Annotated in this window: 7 protein-coding genes; all 7 read left to right on the top strand. The window is 75.4% G+C overall.

The window, feature by feature from the left end:
• Positions 1-112: 112 nt before the first annotated feature.
• The 7 genes from ABZ565_RS12595 (at position 113) to ABZ565_RS12565 (ending at position 13,147) form a co-directional block, all read left to right on the top strand.
• A complete protein-coding gene (locus ABZ565_RS12595; protein WP_361024305.1) occupies positions 113-2,074 on the top strand; it encodes a BTAD domain-containing putative transcriptional regulator in 1,962 nt (653 codons plus the stop codon).
• Between the two features lie 133 nt (positions 2,075-2,207).
• On the top strand, positions 2,208-4,508 hold the full coding sequence (locus ABZ565_RS12590; RefSeq protein WP_361024302.1) for a TOMM precursor leader peptide-binding protein: 2,301 nt from the start codon (positions 2,208-2,210) through the stop codon (positions 4,506-4,508).
• Complete coding sequence (locus tag ABZ565_RS12585; RefSeq protein WP_361024299.1) at positions 4,498-6,414, top strand: TOMM precursor leader peptide-binding protein; 1,917 nt, start codon at positions 4,498-4,500, stop codon at positions 6,412-6,414. The genes ABZ565_RS12590 and ABZ565_RS12585 overlap by 11 nt, the downstream gene beginning before the upstream one ends.
• Before the next feature lie 53 nt (positions 6,415-6,467).
• Positions 6,468-8,081, top strand: coding sequence for a nitroreductase family protein (locus ABZ565_RS12580; RefSeq protein ID WP_361024297.1), 1,614 nt, complete (start codon positions 6,468-6,470; stop codon positions 8,079-8,081).
• 13 nt (positions 8,082-8,094) lie between these two features.
• Positions 8,095-10,869 (top strand): lantibiotic dehydratase, encoded by a 2,775-nt coding sequence (locus ABZ565_RS12575; RefSeq protein ID WP_361024295.1) that lies wholly within the window; start codon positions 8,095-8,097, stop codon positions 10,867-10,869.
• A complete protein-coding gene (locus ABZ565_RS12570; protein ID WP_361024292.1) occupies positions 10,857-12,032 on the top strand; it encodes a lantibiotic dehydratase C-terminal domain-containing protein in 1,176 nt (391 codons plus the stop codon). Before ABZ565_RS12575 ends, ABZ565_RS12570 begins: the two co-directional genes overlap by 13 nt.
• Positions 12,029-13,147 carry a M50 family metallopeptidase gene (locus ABZ565_RS12565; RefSeq protein WP_361024289.1) on the top strand — a complete coding sequence of 373 codons (1,119 nt, stop codon included), beginning with the start codon at positions 12,029-12,031 and terminating at the stop codon, positions 13,145-13,147. The genes ABZ565_RS12570 and ABZ565_RS12565 overlap by 4 nt, the downstream gene beginning before the upstream one ends.
• Positions 13,148-13,157: the final 10 nt, after the last annotated feature.

Genomic DNA, 13,157 nt, shown 5'->3' with positions numbered 1-13,157 from the left:
CGGGGAACCGGTCGAACGACTTCGGCTGGCAGTAGTCCCCGGTCCTGTACGGGTACGACGAGGCAGCGGCCCGGCGACGGGCCGCCGAGAGTGTACGGGAAGGCGGACGACGGTGCTGTTCCAACTGCTCGGGCCCCTGAGCATCACCGATGGGCGGGACCTCGTGGTCCTCCCGCCCTCCAAGCCGACCGCCCTGCTGGCCGCCCTGCTCATCCGGCCGGGGCGGGTCGTCTCCACCGACTACCTGCAAGAGGCCGTCTGGGGCGAGGAGCAGCCCACCACGGCCAAGGCCGCGCTCCAGAGCTGCGTCCTGCGGCTGCGCCGGATCTTCGCCAAGTACGGCATCGAGGACCAGGCCGTCGTGGCGGTCGCCGGCGGCTACCGCATCCACGCCGACGCCGAGACCCTCGACCTGCTCCACTTCCGGCAGCTCGTCGGCCGGGCGGCGGCCGGTGAGGACTCCGAGCTGTACACCCTGCGGGCCGCCCTCGCCCTCTGGCAGGGGCCGCTGCTCGCCAACGTGCCCTCCGGACTGCTGCACCGGGACGAGGTGCCCCGGCTGGCGGAGGAACGCCTGCGGGTCCTGGAGAGGGTCTGCGACATCGAACTGGAGCACGGCCGCTGCCGCGAAACCCTCGTCGATCTCTGGGAAGTTACGCGCGTATACCCGGCGCACGAGCGGTTCTCCGAGCAGCTGATGCTGGCCCTCTACCGGACCGGGCGGCAGACGGAGGCGCTGTCGGAGTACCGGAGGATCAAGGCGTACCTCCGCGAGGAACTCGGCGTCGACCCGCGGCCCGGACTCCAGCGCCTGGAACTGGCGATCCTGCGCGGCGACGACCTGGGCACCCCGGACACCGGGCAGGCCCCCGTCTCAGTGACCGCCCCAGCGCCACCGGCCGCACCCCCGTCGCGGGCGCTTCCGCCGGAGGGCCGGGGCGGTGGCGGTGACGGTACGGGGGTGGCCCCCCTCCCCGCGGTGCCCGGCTTCACCGGGCGCCGGAGCCAGGTGGAGGAACTCGTCCCACTGCTGACGGGCGGCTCCCCCTGCACCTCCCCGGCCGGCACCTCCCCGGCCGGCGCCTCCTTCGACCGCGCCCCGGAGTGCACGGCCCCCGATCGTGCCCCGGTCGCCGTGCTCTCCGGGGCGCCCGGCATCGGCAAGACCGCGCTCGCCCTGCATGTGGCGCACCTGGTGAGCGGGCATTTCCCGGGCGGGTGCGTCCTGTTGCCGCTGACCTTGCCCGACGGCACCCCGCGCCCGGCCGAGGAGGCCGCCACCGAGCTCCGCGACGCGCTGCCCGCCGGGTCCGGCACCGGGCGGGACCGTACGCTCCTGATCCTCGACGACGCCGTCCACCCCGACCAGGTACGCCCCCTGCTCGCCGCCAACGCCGGCGGTGCCGCGCTCGTCACCAGCCGGATGGGGCTCGCAGCTCTCGTCGCCACGCACGGCGGCACCGTGCACCGGCTCGGCGCACTCGACCCCGAGGAGTCGTACGCCCTGCTCACAACCGTCCTGGGCCCGGAACGCGTCACCGCCGAGCCCGCGGGGGCGCGGCTGCTGACCGAGGTGTGCGGGCACCATCCGCTCGCCCTGCGGATCGCCGCCGCCCGGCTGCTCACCCGGCCCCTCCTCAAGCCGGCCGACTGCGCGCGCTGGCTCCGCCACGGCCTGCCGGCCCGCCTCAGCCTGGCCGACGACCCCCGGATGTCCGTACCGCTGACCCTGGACGAGGCGGTGGGGCGGCTCCCTCCGGTGCTGGCCGAGGCACATCTCCGGCTCGGGGCGGCGGCACGCGGCCCGCTCACCGCGGACCTGGCCGCCACCGTCCTCGACGTGCCGTGGGAGACGGCCGAAGACGTGCTGGAACGCCTTCTCGACGCGGGCCTCCTGGAGGAGGAGCACCCGGGCGCCTTCCGGATGCACGACCTGCTGCGCGCGCACGCCCGGCGCGCGACCGTCTCCTCCGTCGCCGCCTCCGCTCCGGGGCGCGCCCGCGAACTCCCGCGCCCGCCACGGCGCGGGGAGACACCCCAGGCGGGCAGTACCCGGCCCATCGCCCTGCGGTGACATCGCGTCACCACCCCGCACCTGACACCCGGTACCACCACCCCGTACGCCCCCACCCGCTCCCAGCCGGACAGCGCGGCCCGCCCCCCGGGCCCGCCGTCCCAGCCCCCAGAACACGAGGTGTGACGCACGCATGGCAGCAACGCCGTACACAGAGACCGCCGGGACCCGGCCGCGAGTCCGCCGTGACGTCCTGTTCACCGAGACGCCCGACGGCGTGATCTTCCACAACGCGGACGGAGGTTTCCGGCTCGCCGCCCGGTCGGGTTACCGGTTCGCCACGCTTCTGGTGCCCCATCTGGACGGCAGCAGATCGGTCGAGGAGATCTGCCAGGGCTTCGGCGACCGGCAGAAGGCCATGGTCGGCGAACTCGTGAAGGCCCTCTACGCGCGGGGCTTCGCCCGGCCCGTACCGGCACCGGACGAGTCGGCGGGCCCAGCGACGGCCCCGGCCCCCGCCGAACGCTTCGCCCAGCAGATCGCCTACATCGACCACTACGCGGACGAAGCCGACGCCCGGTTCGCCCGCTACCGCTCCACCCGGGTCGCCGTGCTCGGCGACGGTCCCGTGGCCCGCTGGTGCGTGCTGTCGCTCATCCGCAACGGCTGCGCCGCCATCGGCGTCGACGCCACCCTCCTCGACGGCTCCGGGGGCACCACCGCCGAGGAGTTCGCGGAGGTCCGCCGGGAGGCGGCCCGGCTGGCGGAGGAGGACTGCCCCGTCGAGCTGTCCGTACTCCCGGAAGGGCCCGGGCCCCGGGCCGGCTGGGCGGCCTACGACGGGTACGACGTCGTCGTCGCCGCGGCCGGTCCCCACGTGCCGGGCACCGTACTGGCGCTGCTCCGCGAAGGGGTTCCCGAAGGCAGGACGCTGCTCCCGGCCTGGACGTTCCAGGGGCGGGCCGTCGTCGGACCGGTCATGACGCCGGGGGCGGCGGCCTGCTGGGCCTGCGCGGCCCTGCGGCTGGGCGCGGCCGGTGACGCGGCAGGCACGGCGGCCGCCGGTCTCTGGAGCGGGCTCGCCCTCGGCACCGGCACCCCCGGGGCCCAGCCCGTGGGGCCGCTCGCGGCGATGCTCGGCAACCTGCTCGGCTACGAGGTGTTCCGCCTGGTCACCGGCGCGCTGCGAGCCGAGACCCGCGACCGGCTCCTCCTCCAGGACATGGCCTCCTTCGACGTGGCGTCGGAGCCGCTGCTGCCGCATCCCGCGTGCCCGTACTGCGCGCCGCCCCCCGCCCTGCCCGAGCCGGTCGACCTGGCGTCCGCGCCGACCCGCCCGGCGTTCCTCCCGACGGCGGCCACCGCCGCCGACGACGAGGCCGCCCAGGGCCCGCTCGCCGCACTCGAACGCCGCTCCGCCCTCGTCCACCCGCACGCCGGGGTGTTCACCGCCTACGCCGACGAGAAGGTGACCCAGACCCCGTTGAAGGTGGGCTCGGTCGTCCTGGGGGGCCTCGGCGCCGGGGGCCGCAGGACGGTCACCGCCTTCGACGTCCACCACACCGCCGGGGCCCGGCTGCGGGCGCTGAACGCCGCCGCCACGGTCTACGCCGAGCACGTGGTGCCCGCCCCGGTACCCGACGACGCCATGGCGGAACTGCCCGCCGTGGCCCCGGACAGCCTCACCGTCGCGTCCGGCACCGGCGGCACCGGCACGGCCACCCGCTGGACGGCGGCCGTCTCACTGCTCACCAAGGAGGCGGTCCGGGTGCCCGCCGCGGCGGTGCGCCCCTTCGGCGCGGACAACGCGGACCGCCGCTTCGAACCCACCCGGGCCGGTGCCGGAGCCGGTGCGGACCTGCCCGAGGCCGCTGGGGCCGGGCTGCTGTCGGCGCTCGCCCACGACGCTCTGCGCCGGGCCGTCCGGGGGGCCGGCGCGGTCTCCGTCATCACGCCCCAGCTGCTCGGCGAGGACCCCGAACCGGTGTTCCTGCTGCGGTCGGCGGCCCATCTCGGCCTCACCGTCGAGCTGCTGGACCTCGGCGAGCGGGCGTTCTCCGGGGCATCCGTCGTCCTCGCCCGGACGACCGGCACCCCCCGCCCCGCCCTCTGGGCCGTCGGCGCGGCCCCGGACCTCGCGACGGCGGCCGTGGACGCCCTGCGGGACCTGCTCGGCGAGGCCCAGACGGCGGCCGAAGGACAGGCCCAGACGGCCGAAGAAGGGTCCCGGGCCGAAGGACCCGGCGCCCCGGACACCGGTGACCCGCTGCTGCGCGACCTGGACGCGGCGCTCGTCCCGGTCACCGCCGACCGGCCCGCCGCCCCGGACGCCCCGGCCGGGGAGGACGGCACCGGCTGGACCCGCATCCTCGAACGCCTCGCCGCCGCCGGGCGGGACGCCCTGGTCGTGCCCACGCACGCCGCCGACCTGCCCACGGCGGGCATCCACACCGTGCGTGTCCTGCTCACCCGGGCGGCCGCCGATGCCGGCTGAGACCGCCGTACGTCCCCTCCTCACCGAACGCCCCGAAGCCGTCGGCCGCTTCGCCGCGGCGCTGCGGTACGCGCTCGGCGAGGGCGGTGCCGTCCCGGTCGTGTCGGTCGCGCCGCTCGGCGTCCGGGACGCGTACGCGCCGACCGGCGCCCCGGGCGGGGACACGCCGGCCGACAGCGCCGCCGTGCCCGTCCACCTCTACGGCCGGCAGGTGCTGATCGGCCCGTGGCCCGCCCGGGACGGACGCGCCGGCTGCGGCACCTGTCTCGCCCGCCGCTGGCAGGGCGTGCGCTCGGTGTCCCTGCGCGAGGGCCTCGAACTGGGCAACGGCACCCGGGCGGTCGGCGACTGGCCGTACGGCACGCCCTTCGCGGTCACCGCCGTCGCCGCCCTGATGGCGGGGCTCGCCGGTGCGGAGCCCGCGCCGGGCCCGTACCCCCGGGTCCACCTGCTGGACCTGGACGCCATGACCGTACGCAGCCACCCCCTGGTCCCCGATCCGGAGTGCCCCGGCTGCTCCACGCCCGGCCCCGACACCGCCGGGGCCGCGGCGCTCACCCTGCGGCCCGCTCCCCCGTACCGGCCGGGTGTCTTCCGGGTGCGGCGGGTGGAGGACTACCGGCTGCCGGAGGACGCCTTCGTCAACCCGCACTGGGGCGCGCTCGGTTCCTCGGTGACCTGCGACGTCGCCTCGACCACCACCTCCGCCACCGTCGGCTGCTTCTCGACCCGGTCCGGGGACTACCTCCGGGAGACGTTCTGGGGCGGCCACGCGGACACGTACGCGCACAGCCGGAGCATCGGGGTCCTGGAGGCGCTGGAGCGTTACGCCGGGATGCGGGCCCGCGCCAGGACCACCCGGCTCATCGCCTCCCTGGACGAGCTGGGCCCCGACGCCGTCGACCCGCGCGAAACCGGCCTGTACGCCGAGGAGTTCTACGACCGGAACCCCTGGGTGCGCCCCTTCGCGACGGACCGGAAGATCCCCTGGGTGTGGGGCTGGTCGCTGCGCGACGACCGCCCCCGGCCGGTGCCCGAGGTCCTCGCCTATTACCACGCCCCGGGTCTTGAGGGCCGGTTCGTGCAGGAGAGCTCCAACGGCTGTGCGTCCGGCGGCAGTACGGAGGAGGCCGTCTACTTCGGGCTGATGGAGGTCATCGAACGGGACGCCTTCCTGCTCGCCTGGCACGGGCAGCTGCCCCTGCGCGAGATCGACCCGGCGACCAGCACCAGGACCGCCACCCGGCACATGGTGGACCGGCTGGCCATGTACGGCTACCGGGCCCGCTTCTTCGACACCCGGATCGGCTTCCCGGTCCCCGTGATCACCGGCTGCGCCGAACGCTTCGACGGCTCCACCGGCCGGATGTGCTTCGGCGCGGGCGCCGGACTCGACCCGGAATCCGCCCTGGACTCCGCGCTCTGCGAGATCGCCACCGACGCGGTCAACCTCGTCGGCCGGACCCTGCGCGACGAGGAACGGCTGCGTGCCATGGCCACCGACTTCGACCGGTTCACCACCCTCCACGACCACCCGCTGTCGTACGGAATCCCGGAGATGGGCCGGCACGCCGACTTCCTGCTGCGGCAGCCCGTACCCCGCCCCCCGCTCTCCGTCGCCGACCTGGCCTGGCCGGACACCGGGGGTGACCCGGCCGCCCCCGACCTCCGCGCAGACCTGCTGCGCGCGGTCGGCGCCGTCACCGCGGCCGGCCACGACGTGGTCGTCGTCGACCAGACCCTGCCCGAGCAGCGCGTAGTCGGACTGCACACCGTGAAGGTCCTGGTGCCGGGGCTGCTCCCCATCGACTTCGGCTGGTCCCGCCAGCGCGCCCGGCACATGCCCCGGACGCGGACCGTGCTCGGCCCCGCGGGCCTCAACCCGGCGCCGCACCCTTTCCCATGACCGCACGTCAGCCGCACCCGACCATCCGAGCCCACGCGAGAGGGGGCCGCCCCATGGGGTACGCCCACGAGTACGCCGACGCCGTCCTGCACCGCGGTCGCGTCCCGATGGAGCCCACCGACTTCGTCCCGGACTGGCCCGACGGCCCGCGCCGGGGGAAGTTCTACCCGGGCGTGGAGCCGTACGCCCTCCCGGACGGCGACGACCTCCCGGACGCCCCCGCCGCACGCGGTCTGCTGCCCGCCCCGGACGGCGGCGCGGCGGCGGGCGACCCGGCCGGCTTCACCCTTCCGCTGCTGTCGGCGATGCTCAAGGACTCCTACGGGCTGACCGGCCGCCGCCTCGGCGTCCAGGCCAACAGCGACCTGTCGGGGCTGCCGCTGCACACCCACGCCAACTGGTCCCGGGGCACGGCGGGCGGCGGCGGTCTCTACCCGGTCAGCATCTACTGGGCGTCCGGCCCCTCCGGGCCGCTGACCCCCGGCATCCACTACTACGACGTCCAGCGGCACGCCGTGCAGCGGGTGCTGACCGGCGACGTCTCCGCCCGCGTCCGCGAGGCGCTGGGGCCCGGCGCGCCCGAGGAGGCCCGGGAGACGGACCAGTACCTGATCCTCGGGGTGAAGTACTGGCAGAACGCGTTCAAGTACAACAGCTTCTCGTACCACGTGGTCTCCACCGACCTGGGCACCCTCGTGCAGACCTGGCGGATCTGGGCGGGGGCCCGGGGCCTGGCCACCTCGCCCGTCCTGTGGTTCGACGAGCCCCGGCTGAACGGTCTGCTCGGCACCGCGGGAGAGGAGGAGGGCGTCTTCGCCGTCGTCCCGCTGCGCTGGGACGCCCCGGCCCCGGCCCCCGCGACGGTCCCCCGCGGACCCGACCCGGCCGTACGGCACCGGGACGCCGAACGGTCCCGCACCGTACGGACGTTCCCCACCCTCCTCGCCATGCACGCCGCGACCACCCGGGACGCGACGGACCGCCCCGCCCCCGGCGCGCTGGCCGCCGCGGCGGCGCTGCCCACCCCGCCGGGCGGCACCCGGACCGCCCTCCCCGCCCCGGCCTTCCCCGCCGTGCCCGTGCGGCGCGCCCTGCGCACCCGGCGCAGCAGCTTCGGCCGCTTCGACGCGGCGCGCCCCGTCACGCCCGCCCAGCTCTCCGCCGTCCTCGCGGCCTGCGCCGGGACGTCGCTCCCCAGCGACGCGGACCCGGAGGGCGCGGTGCGCCAGACCCGGATGTACGCCTTCGTCAACCACGTCGAGTCCGTCGAGCCGGGCGCGTACGTGTACGACCCCGAGACCGGGGAGCTGCGGCTGGTCGACGCGGGGCCGCAGGGGGCGTTCCTCCAGGACACCTACTTCCTCGCCAACTACAACCTGGAGCAGGCGGGGGCCGTCCTCGTGCCGGCCGTCCGCACCACCGCCGTGCTGGACGCGGTGGGCGACCGCGGTTACCGCCTGGCGGCCGGCGCCGCGGGCGCCGTGGCCCAGACGTTCTACGTGGCCGCCGCCGCGCTCGGGCTCGGTGCGGGCGTCGCCCTGGGCTTCGACAACATCGCGTACGTCGAAAAGCTCGGCCTGGGCGACGGCGACGAGGCACCCCTGCTGATCATGCCGCTCGGCAACGAGCGGCCCCGGCCCGCCGACTTCCGGCACGAGATCGCCTGACGGGAACCCTGCGATGACACTCCTGACGTCCGACACCACCCTTCGTCCGCCCGACGTGTGGGAGCCCGGGCACCGCTTCCTGCTCCGTACGGCCGGCCTGCCCCTGGAGACCGTCCGGGGCCTGCGCTGCCCCGGCACCGGTGACTGGGCGGACGAGGTCCTGGAACTGGAGGAACGGCTGACGGCCGACGGCGCCGCGCTCAGCGAGCTGCTGCACGGACTGCTCGGCGCCGCCGACGCGGCCGGCAGCGACGCCCGCCGCCTCCTGCTCAACCTTCGCCGCGCGGTCTTCAACAACCGCCCGCCCGCCGACCCCCGCGCCGCCGAGCGCCTGGTGACCGGGCTGGCCGAACAGGTGGGCGCACGGCTCGCCGACTGGCTGGCCCTCCGCACCCGGTACGCCGGTCTCCTGGGCCGGGGACCGGAATTGCTGGCCGTCGAGATGCGGGGTGCGCGCCGGGCGCTGCGCGAGGCGCTGGCCGGGGACCGGTTCCGGCTGGGGCTGCTGCTGGCCTCGCCCACGCTGGACAGCAGGCTCGGCGGATACCTGGAGGACACGAGCGCCGAGCCGGGCAAGCGGATGCGCAAGATTGAGCGTTCGGCGCTCACCTACCTCTACCGCACCGCGTGCAAGACGAGTCCCTTCAGCACCCTGACCGCCGTCGCCACCGGCACCTTCGACACGGGCGCCCCGGACACCGCTCCGCCCGCCCTGCGCGTCGGCGAGGAGTGGACCAGCCACGTCCGGCTCAACGTCGTCGTCGTCGGCCGGCTGGCCGACCTGATCCTCGCCGACCCCGTGCGCCGCCAGGACCTCCCCGTCGTCCTCGCCCCGGGCTGGGGGCGCGACGAGGACCGCATCCGCTACGTCCGCCAGTGGGTGACCACCGGTGACGACAGCGCGGCCGTCACCTTCGACGCCGTACGCGACCGGCTGTTCTACCTCCGCGGCAGCGGCACCCTGGACCGGCTGCTCACCTTCTTCTCCGCCCACGAGGGGCCACGCCACCGGGACCTCGTGGACATGCTGCGCACCGAGCGCGGCGCCGGTCCTGACGAGGCCGAACGCTACGCGGCGGCCCTGCTCCAGCTCGGCATGGTGCAGGTGCCGGGCCTGCGCACCGATGTGCACAGCCCCGACCCGCTGCGCTCCTTCCAGCAGGCCCTGCGCGGTCTCGGGGCCCCCTGGGCGGACGCGGTCGCGGCCTCGCTCGACGGACCGGCCGCCTGCCTGGCCGCGTACCCGGCCGCCCCGCTCACCGAACGGCGCACCCTGCTCCGCACCCTGCGCACACAACTCCTCGACGTACAGCGGGAGCTGGGTGCCGAGGACGCCGCGCTGCCGCAGACCCTGGTGTACGAGGACGTCAGCGCGGGCGAGGACCTGAGCGGCGGGCCCGGGCCGCTGGCCGGCGCCACGGGCCGGGCGCTGCGGCGGGTCGAGGGCATCCTCCCGATGTACGACATCACCCTGCCCCAGCGCATCACCCTGCGCGGCTTCTTCCTGGCCCGGCACGGAAGCGGCGGGCGCTGCGACGACCTGCTCGGCCTGGTGCACGACTTCCACGAGGACCTCTTCGACCAGTACATCTCGTTCACGTCCAAACGCTCTACCTTCGACGCCGAAGGGGAGTACGTCCCCGAGGAGAACTGGCTCGGCCAGAGCGCCCTGCGCACCCTGGACTCGGCCCGCCGGCGCTTCGTCGCCGGGATGCGGGAGCAGTGGGAGAAGCACGGCACGGCGGACGAGATCCGGCTCCCCGCCGGTCTCCTCACCGAAGTGGCCGGGGAACTCGCCACGATCACCCAGGACTTCACCCCGCAGAGCCACCACATCCAGATCGCAGGTCCCGGTGCGGACGGGCGGCCGCTGGTGGTCCTCAACCGCTCGTACGGCGGGCTCGCCTTCCCCTTCAGCCGGTTCACGCACGTCTACGACTCCGACGGCGCGACCGGTCCGGGAGTGCGCCCCGGCCTCTCGGAGCGGCTGCGCGCCGAACTCCTCACCCGCGCCCCGGAAGGCGCCGTCCTCGCCGAGCTGACCGGGGGCCCGATCACCACCAACCTCAACCTGCACGGCCGGCTGACGAGCCACCAGATCGTCTGCCCCGGAGAGACCTCCACCGTGCCCGAGGACGCCCGGATCCACCTGGAGGACCTGTACCTCCAGCACGACGAGGCCACCGACCGGCTCGTCCTGCGGTCCCGGCGGCTGGAGTGCGAGGTCGTCCCCGTCTACCTGGGCTACCTCGTGCCCGTCGCGCTGCCGGAGATCCCCCGCACCCTGCTCCTGCTCGCCCCGAGCACCATGACGCCCACCGACGTCTGGGGCGGCGTCCCCGAGGCCCCCGCCCGCGACGGCGTCACCCGCAGACCGCGCGTGGTCCACGACGGGATCGTCGTCAGCCGTCGCAGCTGGACGGCCGACGCCGGGGCGCTGCCCGCCCGGGCACCCGGCGCCGACGAGGCGGGGTGGTTCCTCGGCTGGCGGCGCTGGCGGCGCACCCACGGGCTGCCCGCCCAGGTCTTCGCGACGGTCGTGCGCGAGGGGCGCCGCGCCCTGGGCGCCAAACCCCTGTACGTGGACTTCGACAGCCCGTTGTCCCTGACCGCGTTCGACGCCCTGCTGGAGCGCGGGCCGGGCGACGCCGTGGTCCTGCGGGAGATGCTCCCGTCCGAGGACGCCCCGCACGTGCTCTCCGAACAGGGTCACCACGTCGCCGAACTGGCCGTGGAGACCTTCACCTCCCGCCCGCGTACCGAGGACGGCCCGACATGCCGGAACTGATCTCGCCCAGCCCCGCCCGCCCCGCCGGCACGGAACGGGGGGACTGGATCGCCCTGCACGTCTTCTACGCGGCCAGCCCCCGGCCGATGCTGGTCGACTGTGTCCGCCCGCTGGTCGCCGAGCTGACCGCCGAAGGGCTGCTGGCCGGCCACTTCTTCATCACGTACTGGCTGGAGGGACCGCACGTCCGGCTCCGGCTGCGCCCCGCGAGCCCTGCCGCCGCCCCCGAGGTGCGGCGGCGCGCCGAAGCGGCCCTCACCGGCTTCCTCCGTACCCGGCCCGCCCTCTACGAGGTCGACTCCGGGTTCCTCAAGGACTTCTACAACGAGCTGTTCGACATCGAGTTCCCCGGCGGGGACCGCACCCGGTACATGGGCGAGGACGGCCGGATGAACCTGCGGCCGAACAACTCCTTCAGCCTGGAGCCGTACGCCCCCGAGTACGCCAAGTACGGCGGCCCGGCCGGGGTCGAGCTGGCCGAGTGGCATTTCCGGCACTCCAGCGACCTGGTCATCGACGCCTTCCGCACCATGAACCTCCACCTGCGGACCGTGCTGCTGGGCACCTCGGCCCAGCTGATGATGGTGATGGCGAGTTGCTTCCTGCCGGAGAGGGACCGGCTCGCCGACTACCTGGACGGCTACTACGCGTTCTGGCACCGCGCCTTCCCCGGCACCGGCTTCATCGGATCGGAGGAGTACGAGCGCACCTACACGCAGATGGCGCCCGCCCTGGGCAGCCGCTTCGCCGCGATCCGCGCCGCCGTCGCCGCCGGGGAGCGGGGCCGGCTGCCGTCCTTCCTGCGCGGCTGGGCGGCCCACTGCCTGGAGCTGCGGGACCGGGTCACCGACCTCGCCACCCGGGGCGAACTCCTCTTCCCGGCCTGGGACGGGCCCGCCCGCGAGGACTCCGGCCAGGAGCGCGCCGAGCCGGCCGGGGCGGCCCCCCTGGAACGGCTCACCCATGTCCCGGCCGTGCTGCCCCGGCTGCTCTCCCCGTACATGCACATGACCAACAACCGGCTGCATGTGACGATCCGCGACGAGGCGTACCTCTCCTTCGTCCTCGGCCAGGTCCTGCGCGAGCCGGCGGGTACCGCCGGTGCGGTGGCGGACCACGCCGGTACGGGCGACGCCGGTACGGGCAGGGCGGCGGGCTCATGAACCCGGCCACCGACCGCGCTCGCGCCGCCGCTCGCGCGTACCGCCCCGCGCTCGGGCCGGGCGTCCTCATCAGCCCGCCCCTGCTGCGCGGCCCCCGCACGGTGCACCTGCTCAAGCACCCCGTGAGCGGCGCCGCGTTCGAGGTCGGGCCCAAGGAGCACTTCCTCATCTCCCGCCTCGACGGGACCCGCACCCTCGACGACCTCGCGCCCGCCTACGCCGAACGCTTCGGCCGCCGGCTCGCCGAGGAGCACTGGAACAGGCTCCTCGGCCTCCTCGGCACCCGGAGCCTGCTGGCGGGCGCCCCCGACCCGCCGCCCGCCGCCCCTCCCCCGGCCCGCACCGGCGGGCGGTGGCACGGCACCCGGCGCCTGGTCGCCGACGCCGGCCGGACCACCGCCCGGCTCCACCGCGTCCTGCGTCCGCTGCTCCACCGGGCGGTCCAGCTCCCGCTGCTGGCCGCCGTCCTCGTCACCGTCGCGGCCCTCGTCCTGCACACCGGTGAACTCCTCGACGGCACCGGCGAACTGATCCGCGAGCCGGCGGCCCTGGCGGGTGCCGCCCTGTTCCTGTGGTTCAGCATCACCCTGCACGAACTGGCCCACGGCGTCGCCGCCCAGCACTACGGCGGCACGGTCACCGAGATCGGCGTGCGCTGGCGTCTCCCGGTGGCGATGCTCTACTGCACCGTCGACAACTACCTCTTCCTCCCCTCCCTTCGCGCCCGGCTCGTCATCGCCGGGGCGGGCGCCCACCTCAACATGGTGCTGCTGCTGCCCTTCGCCCTCTGGTGGTCCCTGCTGCCCCCCGGCGACCCCACCAGGGCGCTGCTGGCCGGGCTCCTGCTGCTCGGCGCCGTCCAGGGACTCAGCAACCTCGTCCCGCTGCCCCCGCTCGACGGCTACCGCATGCTCGGCCATCTGCTCGGCACCGCCCGTCTCGCCCCGGAGACCCGCGCCTACCTGGCCCTGCGCCGCGGCGACCCGGACGCCGCCGCCGCGTACCCCCGCCGGGCCCGGCGCCTCTACACGGCGTACGCCGCCGGATTCCTCGCGCTCGTCCTCCTCGCCGCGGCCGGCACCTGCGCCGCGGCCTACCAGCTCCTGACGGGGTGACCGAGGTGAC

Origin of the sequence: Streptomyces sp. NPDC016469 (assembly GCF_040632905.1) — a bacterium.
Taxonomy (GTDB): domain Bacteria; phylum Actinomycetota; class Actinomycetes; order Streptomycetales; family Streptomycetaceae; genus Streptomyces.
The sequence above is the reverse complement of the archived record's forward strand: the minus strand, read 5'-3'. Positions and strand labels throughout refer to the sequence as shown.